Origin of the sequence: Achromobacter marplatensis, from assembly GCF_002209535.1 — a bacterium.
Lineage (GTDB): Bacteria > Pseudomonadota > Gammaproteobacteria > Burkholderiales > Burkholderiaceae_B > Achromobacter > Achromobacter marplatensis.
Window position 1 is genome coordinate 78,098 of the sequence record NZ_NJIG01000017.1, and the last position, 23,489, is coordinate 101,586.

Below are 23,489 nucleotides of genomic sequence, written 5' to 3' on the forward strand. Positions count from 1 at the left end.
GTTCACCACAGAAGATCGCCGCTGCCGGCGGTTGCTGGAACCGGCGTGGCCGCCGGCGTTGGAGTGTTGGCCGCCGTCTGAGGCGGCTTGGGCCGGAAGTCTTCAAGACCGCGAGGAGGCGGCCCGCCGGTGGCCCAGTCCAGAAGCTGGACCGTGTGGGCCACGGGCACGGGCGTGAAGCGCGAGATCTGCACGAGGCATCCCAGGTTGCCCGCGGCGATCACGTCAGGTTGGCCCGCCGCGGCGTGGGCCGCTTTACGTTGGCCCAGTCGATCCGAGATTGCTGGCTCAAGGATGTTGTAGGTTCCCGCGGAACCGCAGCACAGGTGCGATTCCGCGATGTCGCGCACTTCCATGTCCAGCCTGCCCAGCGCGCGGCGGGGCGGCCGTTCGATCTTCAGACCGTGCTTGAGCGAACAGGAGTCGTGATAAGAAACGGCCAGGCCCAGGGCCGCGCCGCTAGCGGTCAACGGCAGGCTGGCGGCGATCTGCGCGATGTCCTGGGTGGCCTCGACCACGCGTCGCACTTGGGCCGACAGTTCCGGGCGGTCAGACAACAGTTCCTCGTAGCGTTTGATCACGGAACCGCAGCCCGAGGTGGTGCTGATGATGGCGTCGATGTGCCCCGCCTGCAGTGCGGCCGACCAGCTGCGGACGGCCTGTTCCATGTGGCGGGTGGCGGCCTGGCGTCGTCCCATGTGCAGTTCAAGCGCGCTACAGCATTGCACGCCGGGCACGGGGATGACGGCGACGCCGGCGCGTGCAAGCAGGCGCTTGGCCGAGTCTGTGATCTCGGCGCCGAGCACGGATTGGGCGCAACCATCCAACAGCGCCACGCGGCGCGTCGCGTGCACGGGTGGCCGGGGAGCTGCTTCTGCCCGCGGCGCGAACGCCGCGAGCGCGGGGGCGGCAGATAGGGAGAGCAACGCGCCCAACGGCCCGCCCAGCCGGCCCGCTGCGCCGCGCAGCAATCGGCCCATGGCTGCGGCGGGACGCAGCAGCGAGGGGGTCGTCAGAACCCGGGCCAGCGCTGAGCGCAGCAGGCGCTGCGTCAGCGGGCGGGCCTTGCTCTTTTCGATGTACTCGCGCGCGCCGTCGATGATGGCGTGATACGAGACGCCAGCCGCGCAGGTGGTTTCGCACGACAGGCACGACAGACAGCGGTCCAGATGGCGCACCGCGGTCGGGCTGGGTGCGTCGCCGCTGTCGAGCATCTCGCGCGCCAGCGCGATCCGGCCTCGCGGTGAATCCAGCTCTTCGCCATCGAGCACGTAGGTAGGGCAGACGGCGGTGCAAAAGCCGAAATGCACGCAACGCTCGGCGGCGGCGCTGACCGCTTCTTGTCGGTGGATGGTGATGGTTTTGGGCATGGTGCGACGTGAGCTTGCCGGCCAGGGCCGGGATGGAGCTCATTCTGTCGCCAGGCGGCGCGCGGGGCTGTGCCCAGCGCGCCAGCGGACGCCGCCCAGGGCGTCAGTCAGCGGCGCGGCTGCCCTTGTTTGAGCAAATTGACGGGCAATTCGCCGTATCGCTCGGAGAACCGTCGCGTGAAATGGGAGAGATTGTTGAAGCCGCAAGCGAAGGCGGCTTCGCTGACGGTGCGGGTCTTGCCGGCCGCCAGCAGCTCATGCGCGAGTGCCAGGCGGCCCTGCACCACGTAGGCCTCGAACGACAGCAGGCCATGCCGCGCGAACAGGCGGTGCAGGGTGCGGACCGATATGCGGCAGGCGGCCGCCACCGTTGCGGGCGACAGGTCCGGGTTGGCAATCGCCGTATCGATGTGGCGTTTGACGCTGACGAAGCTCAGTTCGGTGGAAGGGGGCGCTGCGGCCTGCGCCACGGACGTGCAATGCAGCGCGACGATTTCGATGACGGTATCCAGCAGCGTGTCGACGGTACGGTCCAGCAGTTTGACCTCGGTATCGGTCAACAGGCGTATGGCTTCGGTCAGCACGGGCGCGAATGGCATATCGGCCGGCAGGCTGGCCGGCGCACGCAGCCGACGCAGACCCGGCGCGCGCGCGCTCAAGGCGTGGCGCGGCAGCAGGACGAGCCGACGCGAGGTCGCTTCCGGGAACGTGATGTCGAACGCGGATCCGGTGTCGAGCAGCCCGAATGCGCCCGGCCGCAGGCATAACTGCTCGTCACCCTGGGACATCAGGGCGCTACCCTGCAATTGCAGGCTGAGCATGAGGTGATCGCCATTGAGACGGCTGACTTGCCGCTGCGAGCGCCGGATCATGTGCGGGGAGCTCGCGAAGTTCACAAGCCGGACCCCTGCGCGGTTCTGGCTAGACATCGTGCCTGCGAATCCGGCGTCCGGTTCGGCCCGGAATTCGGAGTCGAGCACGCCGGCACAGACCGCGTCTTGCCAGAACGCCAGGGCGTGCTGGCCGTGATCGAGGGTGCTCCATTTGTGCCATTCAGGTGCCATATCGGCTCCGAGGTCCGTCGCGTGCTGTCGCTGCCAGCGGCATCGGCTGGCACGTTGGGTCGTGCCCAATATAGCGAGGCGGTGGAGAATGGGCCATCCGTGCATTCCCCAGTAACGGCGCACTATGTTCAACGAATGGAGCGTGGCATGAAACGGTTTCTATCTTTGTGGGCGGGTGCGGTGCTCGCGGTGTCGGCCTGTTACGCCGCGGCGCAAGAATATCCGGCGCGTCCCGTGCGAATGATCGTGGGCTTTGCGCCTGGCGGCGGCAACGATATCCTCGCCCGCGTGATGGCCGAGCAGCTCCAGCGCCGTCTGGGCCAACCCATTATTGTTGAAAACCGGCCCGGCGCCAGCGGCGCCATTGCTATCAGTGCCGTCAAGCGGGCAGAGCCGGACGGCTACACGCTGCTGGTGGGGCCAAGCAGCGGCATGACCGTCAATCCGGCCATCTACGACAACCTGGACTATGACCCCGTCGCCGATTTCGCGCCGATCTCCCTGGTCGGAGACATTCCGATGATCCTGACCGTCAAGGCGGACAGTTCGGCGCGTTCGGTGGCGGATCTGGTCGGTCAGGGCAAGAAGAACGGCAAGCCGCTGTTCGCCGGCTCGGGCGCCAATTCTTTCCAGCTTGCTACCGCACTCTTCGCCAAACGCGTCGGCCTGGAAGCGGAGGTCGTCAACTACAAGGGGAACGGCAGCGTGGTCGCGGCGTTGTTGGCCAACGAGATCGACTTCGCGCTGATCGACACGGCAGCCGTACTGCCCCAGATCCGCAGCGGCCGGCTGAAGGCGCTGGCTGTCACAGGCGCGAAGCGTTTTACCTTATTGCCTGACGTGCCCACCGTCGCGGAGTCCGGTGCGCCGGGCTTCGCGATGTCATTCTGGTCGTCCTTGTACGCACCCGCGGGCACGCCGCCAGCCGTCATTGAGACGCTGCAGGCCGCGGTGTCCGTCGCCGTGCGAGAGCCCGCCGTGGCCGATCGCTTGCTGGAGCTGGGCATCGACCCCGTCGGTAGTTCACCGCAGGTCCTGGCCGACACCATGGCCCGGGAGATTCCAATGTATGCCGCGGCCGCCAAGGCGGCGAACCTGGCGCCGGTACAGTAACTGCGTGGTGGGAGGCCTGGCCGGGGGGGCCAGCGGAAAGCTAAAGTACAGCTTGCCCCCACGATGGCCCCCTAACGTGCCCGGCGCGAGGCTGGCGCATGACTTTCCGTCCGGCCCAAGCAGCATGTACGTCTATGGGCGATGAGCGCGAGGCATGGGCGATGACTCGGTGTTACTCCGTGGCGGCGCCTAGGCGTCGCTATTCCGAGCCGTCGGCTTGATCAGGCCGAGTTGCGTCAGCGCCGTTACGCCATCATCCAGTCCGCGCTCTTCAACGATCTTGCCGTCGATCACCTTCAACACCGTGGTGCCGGTGAAGTGCATCTTCCGGCCGGTTGCGGCAGGCAGGCCACCGATCAGGAAATCATCGTGCGCCGGTCCGGTATGCGTGCCACCGCCTTCCCATTGACCGACCACGTAGTCACCTTCAGCAATCAACTCCGCTGTTCCCCAGAAATTGAGGTCGGGGAACGCCTTGCGAAAGTCCGTCATGAAGGCACGTATGTCCTCCCGGCCGCGGCGCGGTTCATGCAACGAGTACTGCAGCAGCATGTCGGGCGCGGCGACTTCATCGATGACGGCGAGGTTCGGATTCTTTCCCCAGAACTCGGTGAACCAGCGGCCGACGACTGCCTTGTTTTGCGCTTCCTTGCTCATGATGAAATCCTCACAGTAGTTTCGGGTAGACCGCCGAGCGTGCTCGACAACCTGAACAACAGAATAGGCAGTCGGCGAAATGTATGAACTCTGATTCTTGCTGTGAGGACGTCAGTCAGCATGCCCCTTTCTCAGGGATTTCCCCAATCACATTGTCCTTGCGGAAAATCAATGCTCTATAGGACACTTCGTGTCATTAGGGCTGACACGGCCCAGTCAAGGGGAATGGCATGAAGGTTCTGAGCAAGGTGGCCGCGCTGGCGCTGGCGGCGGGAATGGGGGCAGGCGCGCACGCGGCGTTTCCGGAGCGGCCCGTTCGGCTGGTGGTGCCGTTTGGGGCCGGGGGCATCACGGATATCGTGGCGCGCCAGGTGGGCAAGGGCATGGGTGACGTGCTGGGCCAGAGCATCGTGATTGAAAACCGCCCCGGTGCGGGCGGGATGATCGCCGCGCAGGTGGCGGCCACCGCACCGGCCGATGGCTATACGATCTTCATGGGCACGGTCGGCACGCAAGTGGTGAACCCGCTGATCTACAGCAAGCTCAGCTATGACGCGGACAAGTTCGCGCCGGTGGGCATGGTGTCGGGGTCGCCCTATGTGCTGGCGGTGCGGGCGGGCTTGCCGGCGGCGTCGTTCAGCGAGTTCGTGGCTTACGCCAAAGCCAACCCGGCGCGCTTGAATTTCGGGTCGGCGGGCAATGCGAGTTCGCCGCATCTGGGGCTGGAACTGCTGAAGCTGACGGCGGGCCTGGACATCGTGCACGTCCCGTTCAAGAGCGGCAGCGAAGCGGTCAATGCGGCCATCGGCGAGCAAGTGGACGTGGTGATGGATGCCAGCCCGGTCATCATGCCGCACGTGGCGTCTGGCAAGCTTCGCGCGTTGGCGGTGGCGGCGGACAAGCGGCTGCCGTCGGCGCCCGCCGTGCCGGCCAGCACCGAGGTGGGCGACGCGCAGTTGCAGATCAGCTCGTGGAACGCCTTCTTCGCGCCGGCGGGCACGCCGCCCGAAGTGCTGGCTGCCTTGAACGCGGCGTTGCAGAAGACGTTGGCCTCGCCCGAACTGAAGGAGCGGCTGGCGGCCCAGGGCACCCAGCTGTACACCGGGACGCCGGAGGAGTATCAGCGCTTCATCGCCGGTGAAAAGACGAAGTGGACCCAGATCGTGAAGCGCGCCAACATCAAAATGGACTGACCGCATGACTCAGACGATGCATCCCCTGGCGGGTAAGCCGCTGGAACTGGCCGATACGCTGCGTTCGGGCAATGCGTGGAAGATCCGGCTTGCCTGTGGTTTCATGGGCTTGCCGCTTGGGCGCCGTACCTTCGATATTGTCCAGGGCGACCTCGAGACCGATGCGTTCGCGCGCATCAACCCGTGGCGGCAGGTTCCGGCCTTGCTGACGCCCGAGGGCGAATGGCTGGCCGAGTCGCAGGCGATCCTGTGGTATCTGGCGCAAGGCACGGCCTGGCTGCCGGAAGACCGGCTGGCGCAAGCGCAGGTCAGCAGCTGGCTGAGCTTCGAGCAGACCCAGCATATGCATGCCTTCGCCCAGCCGCGGCTGTTGATCCACCTGCGCCAGACCGCGGCCGTGGATGATCCGGCGATGGTCGCCTGGCGCGCCATCGGCATGAAAGCGGCGGCGTTGATGAACGCGCATCTGGATGGCCGGACGTACCTGGTGGGCGACGCGCCGACGATTGCCGACGTGGCGCTCTACCCCTATACCAGCATGGCGGAGCAGGGCGGTTACGACCTGTCCGCCTTTACCCATATCACTGCCTGGCTGGCGCGCATCCGCGCCTTGCCGGGGTTTACGCCGTTGATGGAAACGGCATGACGGAGACATGATGACCGATACGATGCACTTGGGAAAAGACGAACTGATCGCGCGCGCGAAAGCCGAGATGCAGCGCCAGTTCGACACGCCGCAATGGAGCCTGCGCGAGCGCCTGGCGCTGACCTGCCGCATCCTGTTCGACGGCGGCCACGATTCCGGGCTGGCCGGGCAGATCACGGCGCGGGCGGCGGAGCCGGGCCGGTACTACACGCAGCGGCTGGGTCTGGGCTTTGACGAGATCACGGCTAGCAATCTGCTGGTGGTGGACGAAGACCTGCGCGTGCAGGAAGGCGGCGGCATGCCCAACCCGGCCAATCGCTTCCATTCCTGGATCTACCGCGCGCGGCCGGACGTGAACTGCATCATCCACACGCACCCGCTGCATGTGGCGTCGCTGTCCATGCTGGAGGTGCCGCTGGAAATCTCGCACATGGACAATTGCCCGCTGTATGGCGACGTGGCGTTCCTGAAGGACTGGCCGGGCGTGCCGGTGGGCAACGAGGAAGGCGAGATCATCTCTGCGGCGCTGGGGGACAAGCGCGCCATCCTGTTGTCGCACCACGGCATGTTGATCGCCGCGGGTTCGGTGGAAGAAGCCTGCGTGTTGGCGCTGCAGTTCGAGCGCGCCGCGCGCATGCAGCTGCTGGCGATGTCGGCCGGCAAGATCCAGCCGATTCCGCCGGCGCTGGGCCACGAGGCGCATGACTGGATCCTGACGCCCAAACGTTCCCAAGTGGGCTTTTCGTACTACGCCCGGCGTGCGTTGCGCACGCATGCCGACGTGCTGGCCTGAGGCAACGCAAGCCGGCGGGGTAGGGCGGCTCGACGGCGGGGCCGGTTTCGGGCATGCTTACCGGTCGGATTTTCGACCCACTGCCCATGATCGACCTGCCCCACCGCCTCCGTACCCTGCGCCGTCAGCAAACCCTGTCCCTGGAACAGCTGGCGCAACGCACGGGGCTGACCAAAAGCTATCTGTCCAAGCTGGAACGCGGCTTGAGCGAGCCGTCGATTTCGACCGTGCTGCGGCTGGCCGAGGCCTACGGCGTGGGCGTGTCACAGCTGGTGGGGACGGATGACGCCGCGCAGGACGAAGTGGTCAGCGTGGTCCGCGTGGCGGACCGCGAGGCCCTGCAACGTGGCGGGCTGGGCAGCGAATATCATTATGAATCGCTGGCCGGGCGCCGCAAGGTCAAGGCGATGGAACCCTTTGTGGTGCATCCGCCGCGCGACTTTCCGGACGCGACCGCGGTCTTTCCGCATCCGGGCGAAGAATTCCTGCTGGTGCTCAAGGGCGCCATCGAAGTCCATGTGGGCGAACGCCAGTTCCGCCTTGAGACCGGAGATTCGGTCTATTTCGATTCCGAACTGCCGCACCGCATGCGCACCGTCAGCCGGGCCATGGCCGAGGTGCTGGTGGTGGCCGCGCATTGAGCGCCGTCGTCTGGAAACCGCACAACAATATCCATAGGTGTCCCATGAAACATGACCAGTCGCGGCTTGTCCGCATCGATGCCGGCCCGCTGAAGGATCCGGTGCCCGGCAAACCCCGCCGTCCGATTTCGGGTGATGCGGCCTTTCTGACCGTGACCGCCTTCGAGGGCAACGCGGGCAAGGCCGAAGCCGGCGTATGGGAAAGCACCGCGGGCGTGTTCCAGTCGAACACCACGGGCTACATCGAATTCGGCTACATCGTCGAAGGTTCGGCGCGCCTGGTCGACCCGGACGGCACGGTGCACGAATTGACCGTGGGCGAGGCCTTTGTCATGCCGGAAGGCTATACCGGCCGCTGGGAAGTGGACCAGTTCGTCAAGAAGATCTACTTCATCACGCGCCTGGGCTGAGGCCCGGCCGCTACGGCTGCGGCCGCTGCGGATAGGCCGACGTGCCGAACGTGTTGCCCATGCGGTTGCCGATCGTGGCGGGCGTGGGCAGGCCCATCTGGTTGGGCGGGCGTTGCGTGACGGCTTCGGACTCCAGTCCGGTTGCCGGCCGGTGCGGCGTGTCAGGCGCCATCTTCTGGTTCAGGCAATCGTAGGACAGCGCCCGATATCCATTGACTTCCGTATCGATGCAAGCGCCGCCGGGCGCGGCGGGTTTCTGCACGCCTGGCGCTGGGGCGGCAGGCGCTTGGGGCTCGGCCGCCCACGAGGGGGCCCCAGCCAGCGCGGCCGTCAGGCATAGCAGAACAATGCGGCCTGCGGCCAGGGGCACCGTGCGCATGCGCGCTCCTTGAGCAATTCCGGCCGGAGGCGGCCGATGTGATCCATCAAGTATAGGGACGGGCGCGGCCGCGCAGGTGACCATTGTGTGTCGGCGGCAGGGGCGGTGCGGCAAAGGTGTCACGAATGCGTCATTCGGCGCCTCTAGCATGGCGGCTTTTGTAAGGGCGGGCGCCCAGGCGCCTGGTGTTGCGGCCATGTCAGGCACTTCCCCATTGCGGTCACGTTCATGAGCGGCGCCTTCAGGGGCTGCGGCACGGCGCTGCGCGCCTGTCTGGCCTTGGGCCTGTTCACGCTGGCGGCCGCGGGCCGCGCGGAGCCGCCGCCCAAGCCCATCGCGTTTGCCATCTCGGCGCAGCCCTTGGCACAGGCGCTGGTCGAATACAGCCTGGCCAGCGGGCTGACGGTGCTGGTGGACAGCACGTTGACGGCCGGCCGGCAGGCTCCTGCGGTCATCGGCAACTACGCCCCCGGCGATGCCCTGCGCAAGCTGCTGGCGGGGTCGCCCTTGGCGATCCGCTATGCCAGCGCGCAGTCGTTCACGCTGGTTTCCACGGAACAAGAGGCGGCCACCCCGCTGCGGTCTGGCAAGCGCTTGCGCGATACGCCTTACGCGGCTGTGGTCCAGGGAGCCATCAAGCGCGCTTTGTGCAAGGCGGCCGGGACGCAGCCGGGCAGCTATCGGGCCCTGGTGCAGTTGTGGTTCGACAAGGCTTGGCGGGTCAGCCGCGTGGGTTGGGTGGCGACGACCGGGTCGCCGGCGCTGGACGGCAGGTTGGAGACTGCCTTGCGCGGCGTGGTGATCGGCCCGTTGCCTGCCGGCATGCCGCAGCCGCTGACCGTCTTGCTGGAGCCGCGCGGGGCAGCCGAGTGCGCGGCGGTTTCGGGAGCCGGCCGTGCGGGATAGCAAACCGGAAACTTCGCTGCGGTCCTTGTTCCTGGAACGCTACAACGATTTCCGCAATCAGCTCAAGCGGCGCCTGGGCTCGGAAGACCTGGCGCATGACGCCATGCAGGAAGCCTTTCTGAAGGTCAATGACCTGCCCGCCAGTTCGTCGATCCAGCAGCCTGCGGCGTATCTGTTCCGCGTCGCGCTGAATATCGCCGAAGACCAGCGCCGCAGGGACTCCCGGCTGCTGACGGGGGTAGAGATCAGCGAACTGATTCACATCACGGACGAGGCCGCGGACCCCGCGCGCATTGCGCAGGGCCGTAGCCAGGTGGATGCCTTCGAGCGCGCGCTGCGCAAGCTGCCCGAACGCACGCAGCAGATGCTGCTGGCCGCGCGCGTACACGAATTGCCCCACGCGGAAATCGCGCGGCGCTACGGCGTGTCGGAACGCATCGTCTCCAAAGAACTCAAGCGCGCGCTGGAACACTGCGCGCGGGAACTGCTTGTGGCGGGCAAAGGGACGGCGGAAACGTCCGGCCTTGCCGCGGGCGGGGATGAAGAACCATGGCACTGACGATGAGCATGCCCGGAAGCAACCATAACCAAGACGTGGCGGCGCGCGAGGCGCGGGCCTGGCTGCTGACGCTGACGTCCGGGCGGGCAACCGAGGCCGATGCCCAGGCGTTCCGGGAGTGGCTGCGCGCCGACCCGCGGCGTCAGGCGGCCTTTGCCGCGCAAAAGCAGCTGTGGCAGGACCTGGGGCCCGCAGTGCAGGCGGTGGTGGCCGAGGGGGCGCATGACCGGACGCGCAACCGGACACCCAACCGGACACCGAACCGGACACGCAACCGGGCGCGCAACGGAGCGGGCAAGCCGCTGATGACCGGCAGGCGCGCGTTCCTGGGTGGAGCGCTGGCCGCGTCGGCGGCGTATCTGGCTTTCAAGCCGCCGCTGGGCCTGTGGCCCGGCCTGGATACGCTGGGTGCGGATTACCGGACGGCGGCAGGCGAACAGCGGCTCGTGGCGCTGGGCGATGCGCTGGACGTGCAGATGAACACGCTGACCCGCATCAATGTCGCAAGCGGGGGCGACGGCGCAGTGATTGAGCTGGCCGACGGGGAGGCCGAAATCCGCAGCGGGGGGCAGGCCGCCGTCGTGGTGGCGGGCAAAGGCCGGATCACCGCGAAGGACGCGGTGTTCAACGTCCGGTACATCGGGGGCGAGGCGCGCCTGTGCTGCCTGTCGGGTGTGGTGCGCCTGGCGCACGAGCAAGGCGTGTTTGACGTGGTGGCCAACCGTGAACTGCGCTACGACGACAGCCGGGTGATGCCGCCCGTGCAGGTCGATCCGGCTGTCGTGACCGCCTGGCGGCAGGGCTGGCTGGTGTTCAACCAGCAGCCGCTGGCGCAGGTGGTGGACGAGTTGAACCGCTATCGGCGGGGGCGCCTGGTGCTGATGAACGAACAACTGGGCAGGCGGCTGGTGCAGGCGCGCTTTTCGCTGGCGCAGGTGGCGGACGCCGAACGCCTGATCCGTGACGCGTATGGCGCCCACGTGACCCGTTTGCCAGCGGGTGTCGTGCTGCTGTCGTAGGCCGGCGCCGCCCAGGTGCCTTGATGAATTATTTGTGACAGGGTTCTGGTCGGCATTTTTCCATCCGTCTGTCTTGTTCTAGGTGACGAACACGCGCGATTGGAACAAGGGATGGCGATCATGCAGGCACGGATGTCGGAAATGGGCGGTAAGGGAAACAGGGCGCGTACGCCGGGGCGCGGGCGTCCGAACTGGCGTCCGACGCCGCTGTCGCAGGCGGTCACTGCGCTGTTGATCGCGGGTAGCGCCAGCAGCGCGGCGCAGGCGCAAACGCGCGCATTCAGCCCCGGTTGGTTTTCCGACAAGAACGCCGTGCAGTCCACCGCGCAACGCACGGGCCGCATGCCGGATGGCAGCGTCGCGGGTATCGGCGCGAGCGCGCGCCAGCAGCAACAGTCGCGGCAGCAACTGCAGCGTTCGCTGGACAACTTGAACCGCACTGCCGCAGCGGTGGCCGCGCAGCAGGCCGCCCAGGCCGCGGCGCGTGCCGCCGCGGCGGCTACCGGCGGCGATGTGCCGGACGGCCTGACCGAAGGCGGGCTATGGGCGGCCGAGGGCGGCCTTGCGAAATGGGAAGGCGCGAAAGCCGCCAAGTCCAGCGTGGAGAACGGCCGGCAGGTTGTCACCATCGAGCAGACGCAATCGCGGGCCATCCTGAACTGGGACACCTTCAACGTTGGCCGCAACACCACGGTGCAATTCAAGCAAGGCGTGGACGATGCGGTGCTGAACCGGGTGGTCGGCGCATCGGCCAAGCCCAGCCAGATCCAGGGGGCCATCAAGGCCGACGGCACCGTGATGGTGGTGAACCAGAACGGCGTGATCTTCACTGGCACCAGCCAGGTAAACGCGCGCAACCTGGTGGCAGCGGCTGCCACGATCACGGATGCACAGTTCCGAGACAAGGGGCTTTACGTCGACAACGGCGCGCAACCGACTTTCCAGGACGCGCTGGGCCGTGTCGAGGTGCAGCCGGGCGCCGCCATCCAGACTGCGACGCCGATTTCCTCCACCACGGGCGGCGGCTACGTGCTGCTGCTGGGCAAGGAAGCCGCGAACGCCGGCACGATCAACACGCCGGGCGGTCAGGCGCTGTTGGCGGCCGGCGACAGCTTCGTGATCAAGCGCGGTCAGGGCACATCGGGCAACCTCGTCTCCACGACGAAGGGCAATGAGGTGACGCCCGCGGGTACGCCGGGGCGCGTCGTGAACACCGGTTTGATCCAGGCTGCCACGGGCGACGTGACGTTGACGGGCGGCGACGTGGTGCAGGGCGGCGTGGTGCTGTCGAGCACGTCGGTCGATACGCGCGGCACGGTGCACCTGACCGCGACGGGCGCGGACGGCCGGATCACGGTGGCCGAGAACAGCACCACGGCGATTCTGCTGGACCGCAGCGGCACCCTGGCGCTGGACAGCCAGCGCGACGGCCTGCGCGTGCCGCCGGCGGCGCAAGGCGATTCGCCGTTGTTGGCGGCGGGGGCCGACCGGCGTGAACTGTCGCGGGTGGAGATCAGCAGCTCGGGCACGGTGGATTTCACGGCGGGCTCGATCACGCTGGCCACCGGCGGGCAGATCGCCGTCCAGGCCGCGCAGCGCAGTTTGCTGCGCGATGGTGCGGTGCTGGACGTGTCGGGCGCGGTGGGCGTGCCCGTCGCGATGGAAAACAACAGTCTCAAGATCAACGTGCAGGGCAACGAGCAGCGCGATGCCCCCGTCAACCGGGACAGCGGCAAGCTCAACAACAACGACGTCTGGGTCGATATCCGAGACCTGGTGCTGGTGCCGGCGGGTACGAACGGCTACGCCACGGACCGCTGGTACACGGCCGGCGGCCTGCTGGAGGTGAGCGGCTATCTGGGCACGCAGGGGCATGCCGTCAACGAGTGGATGGCGCAGGGCGGCAACGTCGAATTCACCGGCGGCGACGTGGTGACGCGGGCCGGCTCGCAGATCAACCTGTCGGGCGGCACGCTGGACGTGCAGGACGGCATGGTCCGCCAAAGCTGGCTGCGCGGGGTGGATGGCCGGCTGTACGAGGTGACGCGGGCGCCGGGCGACCTGGCCTATACGGGGCTATACAAGGGGTTTGAGGCCAACAGTGAACGCTGGGGGCAGACGCGCTATTTCTACAACCCGCTGATCGCGCCGCGCGAGCGTTTCGAGACCGGCTATACCGTCGGGCGCGACGCGGGCCGTCTGGTGATCGGCACGCGCAGTGCCGTGCTGGAAGGCGAGCTGATCGGCACGACGTTCCAGGGTGACCGGCAGAACGCGGCGGCGCAGGCCGGCCTGGATGGTTACCAGCAATCGCAGCGCGCGGTGGCGCGCGGCGCCCAACTGGTGGTGGGCACCTATACGCCGTACTACAGCAAGGCCACGGGCGCGCTGCAGTACGCGCTGGGGCGCGGCGACGGCACGGTCGATCAGGTCGTGCTGTCCGACCGGGTGGCGGCAGTTGCCGCCGGTCTGGACCTGGCCACGGCGCTGCCCGAGGAACGCACGGGCATCCTGCACCTGGATACGACGCGGCTCAATGGCTTTGGCCTGGGCGCCGTAAAGATCGCCGCAGGCGACATTGCGGTGCAATCGGACCTGACGGTGGCCCCGGCGGGCGACATCACGCTGTTCGCGAACAACCTGGTGGTGGACGCCGCGCTGACGGCCAACGCCGGCAGCATCCGGCTGGGCAATGTGCTGTTGCAGGCCACTCCGAGCGGCATGGCCGACACCACGGCGGGCGCGGCGAACGCGGGCGGCGGGCTGACCGACGACCGGCTGACGCTGGGCGCGCGGGCGCGCCTGGACACGTCGGGCCTTTGGGCCAACCTGGCGCTGGCGCCGGGGCAGACCGGCGCCATGCCATATCTGAACGGCGGCAGCGTGTCGCTGCGCAGCAGCCTGGATATGGACCTGCAAGCCGGCAGCGTGATTGATGTGGGTTCGGGCGCCGCGCTGCGCGCCAAGGGCAACGTCACGGGCGGCAAGGGCGGCAACGTGACCGTGGAAGCGGTGGCGGGCGGTACCGCCACCGGCGGCCGGCTGGTGCTGGACGCGGAACTGCGGGGCTACGGTGTTGAGGGCGGCGGTACGCTGGCCGTGACGGCGGGCAAGGTCGTGCTGGGCGCCAAACCGTCTGACGCCGGCGACGACGTGCTGGCGCTGGCGGCGCCGTTGTTTCAGCAGGGGTTCTCGCGCTATGAGATCACCGGAAGCGGCGGCGCCTCGGTGGCCGAGGGCGCGCACATCGACGTGTCGATGCCGATGTACCGCCCGGTAAGTGATGCGATGGGGCTCGCGACAGGCGCGCCGGCTCGTGCGGCATTGGAAACCTGGCAGCCGCCGGTCTACCTGCACGACCCCGTGGCGGGCACGGTGACGCGCCGCCGCGGCGCCAGCCTGTCGCTGCAAAGTGGCCGCAGCCTGTCGCTGCCGGGGGCGGACGCCGATGCGGCGTTGCTTGTCGGCCGCGGCGCGCAGATCAATGTGGACCCGGGGCAGTCGATCCAACTGCGCGGCGCGGGCCAGATCACGGTGCTGGGCGCGCTGACGGCCGCCGGCGGCAAGATCGATATCCGCCAACTGCGCATGGGCGACATCGATGTGGCGGAGTCCATCGAGACCGCCACGGGCCAGGTGCACAACCGGTCGATCTGGATTGGTGAGCAGGCGGTGCTGAACGTGGCCGGCCGCGCGGAAACCGGTGTGGATGCGCAAGGCCGCCGCTATGGCGTGGCGGACGCCGGCGGGGTCATCGTGGTCGGCGGCGAGATCAATCATGACCGCGCCACGGCGACCTCGTCCGACGCTTACGTCATCATCCGGCCGGGCGCCGTGCTGGATGCGTCCGGTTCGAGTGCGACCGTGGACGTGAACGGGGTGGGTCCCTTGCAGCTGGACCGCAACGGCGGCCGTATCGCGCTCAGCTCCTACAACGGCCTGTTTCTGGACGGCACTTTCATCGCGCGGGCCGGCGGCGCAAGCGCCGCAGGCGGCGCCCTGGATATCGCGCTGGAAACGCCGCTGTACCGCAGCGCGGGCGATAACCCGTCCAGCATGGAGGTGCAGGTGCCTCGCGAGCTGGTAGTGGCGGCAGGCAAAGGCGACGCCTTGGCGTCCGACCTGAAACCGGGCGAGGCCGCCGACGCGCTGCGTTACGGACAGGCCCGACTGGACGTTTCGCGCCTGTTGGCGGGCGGAGGCTTTGATCAGTTGGGGCTGCTGTCCAATGGCTTGATGTCGTTTGACGGCGCGATCGATATCTCGCTCGGCCAAAGCCTGCGCCTGTACGCCGGCGCGTTTTCGTTGGCACCGGATGCCGATGCGGCAACACGCGTGAACCTGGCGGCGTCGCAGGTGCGCCTGTCCGGGCCGGGCAAGTACACCGCCACCAACGGCGTGATCCGGCCGCGCGTGCTGTTCGGCGATGCGCCGTCGGTGGGGGCGGGCGTCTTCACGGTGCGCGCCGCCGATCTGCTGGAAGTGGGCAACAGCCTGTCGTTCGGCACCCAGGGCAGCATCAACCGCAGCGCGGGCGGCCTCTTGGCGGTGGCGCGGGCGGGCTTTGACCGGGTGACGCTGGAAAGCGGCAGCGACCTGCGCTTCTTGCTGCAGAACGACAGCGAGCCGCGCACCCGGCTGTGGACGCGAGGCGATCTGGACCTGACCGCCGCGCAGTTGTATCCGGTGACGGGCGCCGAGGCCGAGGTGCTGGCGGGCTATACCCGCAATCCGGTATCCGGCGTCAATGTGTTCGATCCGACCCGCACGCTGCGGGTGGGCCGGTCGGGCGACGCCACCGTGCCGTTGCCGGCCGTGCCGTATTCGGCATTTGGCTCGCTACGCCTGGCGGCAACCAACGTGGAGCAGGGCGGTGTGGTGCGTGCGCCGCTCGGCGCCATTGTCCTGGGCGACGTGAGTTCGGTGTTGGGCACGCAGCGCCTGACCTTGTTGCCGGGCAGCGTGACCTCGGTCAGCGGCGCGGGGCTGTTGATGCCCTACGGCGGCACGACCGATGGCGTGTCGTACAAGTTCAAGGGCGCGGAAGTCTCGCTGGTAGGCGCCGGTGGCGCCACCGGCTCGGGAAGCGGCGCGTCGTTGCGCACGGGCATCACGCTGGGGTTCCGCGATGTGGACGCGCTGCCGGGATCGGTGCTGGACCTGTCTGGTGGCGGTGAACTGACCGGCGCGGGCTTCGTGTCCGGACGCGGCGGCTCGACCGACGCGCGTTATTCCCCGCTGGTGCGCAACAATCCCAAGGGCGGCTTCACCTTGCCCGGGCTGGCGGCCAATCCGGTCTATGCCATTGTGCCGGGCGTGCAGCCGGGCTATGCGCCGGTCGGCGGCGAAGCCGGCGCCTCTGCCCCGGGCCTGGGGCAGAGCATCACGATCGGCGCGGGCGTGCCGGGCTTGCCGGCAGGCACCTATACGCTGATGCCGTCGACCTATGCGTTGTTGCCTGGCGCGTTCCGCGTCGAAATCAATACCGGTGCAACGCCGGGCGCCGCCATGGCGCCGGCGCAGATGCGCAATCTGTCGTGGGCGGCCAGCGGCACGCTGTCCACTGCGGGTACGCGGGTGGCCGACAGCCTGGCGACCCCGGTGATCCTGACTCCGGCCAACGTGCTGCGCACCTATTCGCAATACAACGAGACCAGCTACGCCAGCTTTGTGCGCGCCGATGCGGCCACGCGGGGCGTGCCGCGCGCGATGCTGCCGGCCGACGGCCGCACCCTGCGCCTGGCAATCCATGCCGGTTCGCAGGACGGGCAGGCGCTGCGCTTTGACGGCCTGGCCGATTTCAAGCCCGCGGAGGGCGGCTTTGGCGGCGCGGCGGCGCTTAGCGGCGGCAGTTCGAATGTGGAGATCCTGGCGGCAGGCCAGGCGCCCACGGCGGGTTTTGCGGGCGCGTCGGTGCAGGCCGATGCGCTGGTGGCGCTGGGCGCCAGCCGGTTGGTGATTGGCGCGCTGCCAGTGGTGATGTACGGCCAGGGCGGCCGCTTCTATACCTTCCAGGGCGACGCCAGTGATGTGGTGATGCGCGCCGGCGCACAACTGGCGGCGCCCGAGGTACTGATTTCGGCGCGGACGATCGAGCTTGAAGCGGGTACCGGCATCTCGACGCTGGGCCGCGGCGCGCCGTCGGTGGATTCCACCGACGGGTACGCGTTCGAACCCGGCAGCAGGGGGTTGTTGGCCGTGTCCAACGGCCGCCTGGATGTCTTGGCGCCCGATGCGCTGGGCACGGGCGCGATCCGCGTCGGCACCTGCGCGGCGCTGCCGTGCCAGGGCGTGACGCGGCTGTATTCCGAAGGCACGATCGCCGCAGCCACCAACGGCACCTTCGACCTGGGCGAGCAGGTGCTGTATGGCACCCGCAACCTGACGCTGGCGGTCGGGGCGATCAACGCGGGCACCGCCGATGCGCTGGCGCAGGCGGCCGCGCGTGGCGTGCTGCCCAACGGGTTGACGCTGAACCAGAACATCCTGGGCCGTCTGCTGCGTGGCGACACCAGCACCGGCGCCCCGGCGCTGGAGCGGCTGACGCTGACGGCGCGCGAGTCCATGAATTTCTACGGCACGGTCGCGCTGGATACGCGCGACCCGCTCACGGGCAAATACAGCCTGTCCACGCTGTCCCTGGGCACGCCGGCCATCTACGGCTACGGTGCGGCCGGTGACGAGGCCAGCATCCGCACCCAGAACCTGATCTGGAACGGCGCCACGCAGGCGCCTGGGGCGGTGGCGGCCGGCGGGGCCGGCACGGGCCACGGTGTGCTGCGCATCGAGGCCGAACGCATCGAGTTCGCCTACGGTCAGGGCGCGCAGCCCAGCGGGTTGGACGATAACGACCGCTTGGCCCTGGGCTTTGCCAGCGTCAACCTGAACGCCAGCGAACGCATCACGGCCAATCACCGTGGCAGCCTGGCGGTATATGAATCGCAAGGCGCGTATGCCAGCGGCAGCGGCTACGCTTACAGCGGCGGGAATCTCGACCTGAACACGCCGCTGTTGACCGGTTTGGCGGGGTCCGTGAACAAGATCACGGCCGGGGGCGACGTCCGCGTGGCGGCGCTGCCGGGCGCGCAAGCGGCAACCGTGCAGGAACTGGGCGCGGAACTGAGCCTGGCGGGCGCCAATGTGCGCGTGGACGGCGCCATCGTGCTGCCCAGCGGCAAGCTGACGCTGCAAGGCCGCGACAGCGTGGTGCTGAGCGGCACGTCGCAACTGGACGTGGCCGGCCGCGCCATCGCCTTCAACGACGTGTTGCGCTATAGCTGGGGCGGCGACCTGATCCTGGAAAGCAGCCAGGGCGGCATCCGGCAAGAGGCTGGCTCGGTGATCGATCTGTCGGCCCTGGAGAACAACGCGGGCAGCCTGCGGGCCGTGGCGCTGGCGCCAGGCGCAGGCCAGGTGGAGCTGCTGGGCCGCATCCTGGGCGCCAGCTCGGGCCATTACGACGCCGGCGGCACCGCGGTGCCGTATCGCGCGGGCAGCATCGACATCCGCGCGCAGCGGCTGGGGGCGGCGGGCGCCTTGAACGCCGATTTCGACGCGCTGAATCAACGCCTGAACGACGGCGGCGTGCTCGGGGCGCGCAGCTTCCAGATCAAGCAGGGCAGCTTGACGGTCGGCGACACGCTGCGCGCCAACGACGTCAACCTGTCGATCGACGGCGGCAGCCTGACGGTGGTGGGCCGGGTGGACGCCAGCGGCGAGCGGGTAGGCCGCATCCGCCTGGCGGCGCGCGACGGCTTGACGTTGTCGGGGACGTCGGTGCTGGATGCGCACAGTACGGTGCTGCGCGTGGACAGCTACGGCAAGATCATCGACGCACCGAACCGCGCGGTGGTGGAACTGAATTCAGGCCAAGGCGTGCTGACCCTGGCCAGCGGCGCGCGTATCGACCTGCGCCACGGTACCGCCGCCGCGGGGCAGCTCGACGGCGTGCAACGCGGCACGCTGGAATTGCTGGCGCCGCGCATCGATGCTTCCGGCAACTCGGAAATCAACGGCGGCGGGGCGCCGGGGTCCGCCGCCCGCTATGGCGACATCGCCATCGAGGCGCGCGGCCCGCTTGCGATCGACGGCGCCAAGTCGATCACGCTGACCGCCATGCAGCGCTATGACGATGCCGAGGTGGGCAATCCGGGTGACCGGACCAACGGCCGCTATTACCAGATCATCAATCAGGCCTACCTGCAAGCCAAGCACGACGACAGCACCGCCTTCATGGACGGAGCGGTGGTCAATGGCAACCTGATCAACGGCAAGCTGGTGGGCCTGAACAACGCCACTTATCGTGACGTTTTCCATCTGCGTCCGGGCGTGGAAATTGTCAGCAAGACCGCCGACGGCGATCTGGTGGTGCAGGGCGACCTGGACCTGTCGCGCTACCGCTACGCAGGCGTGAACCCGCGCACGCCGTTGACGGGGGTATACGGCTCGGGCGAGGCCGGCGCGCTGATCCTGCGCGCCAAGGGCAACCTGGATGTCTACGGCAGCATCAACGACGGCTTCGCGCCGCCGGCCGCCACGCCGGACGACGAGCACGGCTGGGTGCTGACGCCCGGCGTGCAGCCGTTTGGCGGCGACGTGGTGTTGCCGCGCGGCGGCGTCACGCTTGCGGACGGCACCGAGTTCCCCGGCGGCAAGACGCTGAACTACCCCTTGCCCCTGAAGGCCGTGAAACTGGCGGCGGGCACCCGTTTGCCGGTGGAGGCCGCGCTCGACCAGGAGCTGTCCCTGGCCAGCGGCACGGTGCTGTCCGGCGACGTGCGGGATGCGTCCGGCCAACTGCTGTACGGCGCTGGCACGGTGCTGAGCCAGGCGGTGGACCTGCCCGCCGGCACGCGCCTCGGGGCGGGCACGCTGCTGGTCGACGGCACGTCGCTGCAGTCGTTCACCTGGCCCGCGAACGTGGCCCTGCCCAATCTGTACACGACGCAAGGCTACGAGCCGAACGTGCTGCTGATGGAAGGCACCATTACGCTCAAGCAAGGCGCGTTCATTCCGTCGCAGACCAAGCTGGTATTTCCGGCTGGCACCGACTATGTGGACCTGCGGCCCGGCACGTCGGCAGACCAGCGGCGCAATTGGGCTGTGGCCCAGATGCTGCCCGCGGGCAGCCAGTCGTGGTCGGTGCAATTGGTAGCCGGCGCCGACCTGGACGCGGCCGATCCGCGCCGGGTGCTGACCGGGCCGACCGCCGGCAAGTTGACGCTGGCGGACACGCATTACAACGCCAGTCTGGTTCAGGGCGGCGGGTGGGTCTGGGGGCCGGACGCCGAGCAGTCAGGCTTTGAGCCCGGTACGCCGGTGCCGGACGATATGGCCTGGTTGTGCGACGTGATCGAAGGATTCTGCGAGCGCGGGGACGCCAACGGGGTGTCGGTGACGCCGCATACCCAGAATTTCAGCGTGCTGCGCACCGGCACCGGCGATCTGGACCTGAACGCGGGGGGCGATATCAGCCTGATGTCGGCCTATGGCGTGTACACCGCCGGTACGCAGTCGGCGAACATTGCGTCCGCCTACCAATTGCCGCGCGGCCGCTTCGGCGCCACGGTGCTGGGCGACGACCATGCGACGACCTACGAACCGTTTGTGACGGCAGGCAGCGGCTACCAGGCCTGGTATCCCGAAGCCGGCGGTAACCTCAGCCTGTACGCAGGCGGCGCATTGCGCGGCGACGCGTGGGGCCTGACCGCGCAAAGCACGTACGACGCCCGCAGGGTGGATGCCAGCGTGGGCGTTGGCAATTGGCTATGGCGCCAGGGGACGGGCAGCGCAAACGGGGGCGATACGCCGACCGCATGGTGGATCAACTTTGGCAGCTACACCCAGGCACCGTCAGATTTCAAGGACAACACGCCGTTGCTGGTGGGCTTTACCGGCTTTGGCGCGCTGGGCGGCGGCAATGTCAGCGTGCGCACCGACGGCGATGCCGGCAACATCGAGGCGCGCGGTTCGCGTAGCAACCCGCGCAGCCAGGGACTGGTCGTGGCGGTGGGCAGCACCGGCCGCATTGCGGCCGACGGCGGCATGACGTTGACCGGTGGCGGCGATATCGACCTGCGCATCGGCGGGGCGCTCAACCCCACGCAGAATGCCCGAGGCGGCGTGTCGTCGACCTCCGGGCCTACGCCGTACTACGGTGATCCCGCCATCGACATGCAAGGCGCGCTGATCAACCTGCGCGGCAGTGTGCAGTTCGCGGGCGGCGCGATCGGCGGACTGGATCTGCGCTATGGCAGCCAGCCAGCCCTGCGCGACGCCAAGGACAGCCGAGGCTACGATCCTTATGAATCCTCGCTGGCCAGCGCCACCGGCGGCTTGGCGCTGATTCCGGGCGATGCGGTGATTCGGGTGGACACACGTGGCGACCTGGTAGTGGGCGGCGCCAGCGATCCCGGCCGTGTCGCGTTGCAGAACAGCACGCCGTTCCGGTTGCGCGACGGCACGCAGATCGATGGCGGCGGCTACAGCTGGTTTTCGATGTGGACGGCCAACACCGCCATTGAACTGTCCAGCGCGGGCGGTAATCTGACGCCCAGCCGGCAGACGTCGCACAGCGCCCAGGGCCTGGCGCTGCAGACCGGCCGCAACACGTCCGCGTCGGATGCGCGTTATCTGTACCCCTCGATCCTGCGCGCCACCGCGTATGACGGCAGCATCTACGCGGGCGTCTCGGCGGGCTACCTGAACGCCGAGGACGGCGGCCTGCCGTATTCGCTGACGCTGGCGCCCGGCGCGCGCGGCCAGCTCGAGCTGCTGGCGGGCAATTCTATCTACGCGGGCGGCTACGCCATCAACCGCTCGGGGGCCGACCCGGCCAGCGTGGCCAACGTGCTGGCACCGGCGTTCGCGGGCTATACCTCGCAGGCCACCAGTGCCGTCACCTTGAGCAACCAGGGTGCCAACGGCATCACCGGCACCCGTAACACGCACTTCCCGTTGTTCTACTTCGATGCGCCCACGGCCAGCGCGGCCGGGTCAGGCCAGGTCACGCGCCTGTATGCCCGCGACGGCGACATCGTGGGGCTGCGCAGCGGCGAAACGCTGGCGATCATCGCGGGCCCCAACCTGGGGCAGACCTGGTACGAGGCCGCGGGCCCGGTGTGGATGATGGCCGGACGCGACATCGTGGCCTCCGGCACCGATAACGGCGCGCAGTTGAACGTGCCGACGACCAACGGCTACTACTTTGCCGCGGGCGTGGCCTCGGCTACCTCGTCCGGCAATCTGTTCCTGCACGGCGATGCGCGGGATGTGTCGCGGGTGTCGGCGGGCCGTGACATTCTCTACAGTTCCTTCCAGGTGGCCGGCCCCGGCGCGCTGGAAGTCACCGCCGGCCGCCATGTGCTGATGGGCGACCGGGCGTCGATCAACAGCCTGGGCGCAGTGCTGCCGGGCGACCATCGTCCCGGCGCATCGATCGCCGTGCAGGCGGGCGTGGGCGCCAAGGGACCGGACTACGCGGGCTTCCTGGCGCGGTATCTGGACCCGACCAACGCGGCGGACCCGAGCCGTCCGCTGGTGGACCAGGGCCTTGCTTTCAAGACGTACGAGGCGGAACTGCTGCTGTGGTTGACGCAGCGCTATGGCTTTGCCGGCAGCACCGACGACGCGCGCGCTTACTTTGCCGCCTTGCCGGCGGCGCAGCAGCGCATCTTCGCCCGCCAGGTGTATTTCGCCGAACTGCGGTCGGGCGGCCGGGAATACAACGACAAGGCCAGTCCGCGCAGCGGCAGCTACCTGCGGGGCCGCCAGGCGATCGCCGCGTTGTTCCCGGAGACGGCGCCGGGCGCGTATCAAGGCGACATCACGCTGTATGGCGCGTCGGGCATCCGCAGCGCCTTCGGCGGCGATATCCAGTTGATGACGCCGGGCGGGCAGCAGGTGTTCGGCGTGGAGGGCGTCGCGCCGCCGGCATCCGCGGGCATCATCACGCAGGGCGAGGGCAGCATCCAGCTGTATGCGCTGGGCAGCATCCTGCTGGGCCAAAGCCGCGTCATGACGACGTTTGGCGGCGGCATCACGGCGTGGTCGGCGCAGGGCGACATCAACGCGGGCCGCGGTTCCAAGACGACGGTGCTGTACACGCCGCCCAAGCGTGTCTACGACGCGTTCGGCAACGTGACCTTGTCGCCCAACGCCCCCAGCACGGGCGCGGGCATCGCGACGCTGGCGCCGCTGCCGGAGGTGCCGGCGGGCGACGTGGATCTGTATGCGCCGTTGGGCACCATCGATGCGGGCGAAGCCGGCATCCGCGTGTCGGGCAACGTGAACATCGCGGCCTTGCAGGTGGTGAACGCGGCCAACATCCAGGCGCAGGGCGACAGCGCGGGCGTGCCGGTCGCGGCCTCCGTCAACACCGGTGCGCTGTCCTCGGCCAGCGCGGCGGCTACCTCGGCGGTCAATGCGGCGCAGGACTCCGCGCAGCGCGCACAAAGCCAGGCGCGCCAGAACCAGCCATCGGTGATCAACGTGCAGATCCTGGGATACGGCGACGAACCCGTGGCCGGCGCCGCCCCGGCGCCACAAGGCAGCCCGTCGGCGTCTGCGCCCGCGTATGACGCTGCCAGCGCCGTGCAGGTGCTGGGCGCGGGGCCACTCAATGCCAGCGAGACCGGCGCCTTGCGTGAGGAGGAACGGCGCAAGCTGACGATGTGACGGTGCGCCGGCAAGCCGCCGGCGGTCATCGCAATGTCATGCAGCGGCCAGTATTCACTGGCCG

At 68.5% G+C, this 23,489-nt stretch carries 14 protein-coding genes; 10 read left to right on the plus strand and 4 right to left on the minus strand.

The window, feature by feature from the left end; translation table 11 throughout:
• Nucleotides 1-2: 2 nt before the first annotated feature.
• Together glcF and CEY09_RS26420 are read right to left on the minus strand one after the other, a co-directional pair.
• A complete protein-coding gene (glcF, locus tag CEY09_RS26415) occupies nt 3-1,370 on the minus strand; it encodes a glycolate oxidase subunit GlcF (protein WP_088590882.1) in 1,368 nt (455 codons plus the stop codon).
• 107 nt (nt 1,371-1,477) lie between these two features.
• Nucleotides 1,478-2,434, minus strand: coding sequence for a helix-turn-helix domain-containing protein (locus tag CEY09_RS26420; protein ID WP_088590883.1), 957 nt, complete (start codon nt 2,432-2,434; stop codon nt 1,478-1,480).
• Between the two features lie 147 nt (nt 2,435-2,581).
• On the opposite strand from CEY09_RS26420, the gene CEY09_RS26425 reads away from it, so the two are divergent.
• Nucleotides 2,582-3,547 carry a Bug family tripartite tricarboxylate transporter substrate binding protein gene (locus tag CEY09_RS26425; RefSeq protein WP_234818411.1) on the plus strand — a complete coding sequence of 322 codons (966 nt, stop codon included), beginning with the start codon at nt 2,582-2,584 and terminating at the stop codon, nt 3,545-3,547.
• Nucleotides 3,548-3,736: 189 nt separating this feature from the next.
• Here the strand turns inward: CEY09_RS26425 and CEY09_RS26430 are convergent, their stop codons facing one another.
• Complete coding sequence (locus CEY09_RS26430) at nt 3,737-4,204, minus strand: ester cyclase (protein WP_088590884.1); 468 nt, start codon at nt 4,202-4,204, stop codon at nt 3,737-3,739.
• A gap of 230 nt (nt 4,205-4,434) precedes the next feature.
• Between CEY09_RS26430 and CEY09_RS26435 the strand changes: the two genes are divergently transcribed.
• The 5 genes from CEY09_RS26435 (at nt 4,435) to CEY09_RS26455 (ending at nt 7,887) form a co-directional block, all read left to right on the plus strand.
• Nucleotides 4,435-5,397 (plus strand): Bug family tripartite tricarboxylate transporter substrate binding protein, encoded by a 963-nt coding sequence (locus CEY09_RS26435; protein WP_088590885.1) that lies wholly within the window; start codon nt 4,435-4,437, stop codon nt 5,395-5,397.
• Nucleotides 5,398-5,401: 4 nt separating this feature from the next.
• Nucleotides 5,402-6,043: a glutathione S-transferase family protein gene (locus CEY09_RS26440; RefSeq protein ID WP_088590886.1), complete on the plus strand. Its 642-nt coding sequence runs from the start codon at nt 5,402-5,404 to the stop codon at nt 6,041-6,043.
• Nucleotides 6,044-6,053: 10 nt separating this feature from the next.
• Nucleotides 6,054-6,836 carry an aldolase gene (locus CEY09_RS26445; protein ID WP_088590912.1) on the plus strand — a complete coding sequence of 261 codons (783 nt, stop codon included), beginning with the start codon at nt 6,054-6,056 and terminating at the stop codon, nt 6,834-6,836.
• A gap of 86 nt (nt 6,837-6,922) precedes the next feature.
• The gene (locus CEY09_RS26450; RefSeq protein WP_006222027.1) at nt 6,923-7,477 is read left to right on the plus strand and encodes a helix-turn-helix domain-containing protein; all 555 of its coding nucleotides are present in this window, start codon (nt 6,923-6,925) and stop codon (nt 7,475-7,477) included.
• A gap of 44 nt (nt 7,478-7,521) precedes the next feature.
• On the plus strand, nt 7,522-7,887 hold the full coding sequence (locus CEY09_RS26455) for a cupin domain-containing protein (protein WP_006222026.1): 366 nt from the start codon (nt 7,522-7,524) through the stop codon (nt 7,885-7,887).
• A gap of 10 nt (nt 7,888-7,897) precedes the next feature.
• On the opposite strand, the gene CEY09_RS26460 is transcribed toward CEY09_RS26455, so the two are convergent.
• On the minus strand, nt 7,898-8,266 hold the full coding sequence (locus tag CEY09_RS26460) for a hypothetical protein (RefSeq protein ID WP_088590887.1): 369 nt from the start codon (nt 8,264-8,266) through the stop codon (nt 7,898-7,900).
• Nucleotides 8,267-8,494: 228 nt separating this feature from the next.
• On the opposite strand from CEY09_RS26460, the gene CEY09_RS26465 reads away from it, so the two are divergent.
• The 4 genes from CEY09_RS26465 (at nt 8,495) to CEY09_RS26480 (ending at nt 23,425) form a co-directional block, all read left to right on the plus strand.
• Complete coding sequence (locus CEY09_RS26465) at nt 8,495-9,172, plus strand: STN domain-containing protein (protein WP_088590888.1); 678 nt, start codon at nt 8,495-8,497, stop codon at nt 9,170-9,172.
• Nucleotides 9,162-9,731 (plus strand): RNA polymerase sigma factor, encoded by a 570-nt coding sequence (locus CEY09_RS26470; RefSeq protein WP_088590889.1) that lies wholly within the window; start codon nt 9,162-9,164, stop codon nt 9,729-9,731. Before CEY09_RS26465 ends, CEY09_RS26470 begins: the two co-directional genes overlap by 11 nt.
• Nucleotides 9,722-10,750 (plus strand): FecR family protein, encoded by a 1,029-nt coding sequence (locus CEY09_RS26475; RefSeq protein WP_088590890.1) that lies wholly within the window; start codon nt 9,722-9,724, stop codon nt 10,748-10,750. The genes CEY09_RS26470 and CEY09_RS26475 overlap by 10 nt, the downstream gene beginning before the upstream one ends.
• Before the next feature lie 111 nt (nt 10,751-10,861).
• A complete protein-coding gene (locus tag CEY09_RS26480; protein WP_088590891.1) occupies nt 10,862-23,425 on the plus strand; it encodes a filamentous haemagglutinin family protein in 12,564 nt (4,187 codons plus the stop codon).
• The last annotated feature ends 64 nt before the right edge of the window (nt 23,426-23,489 follow it).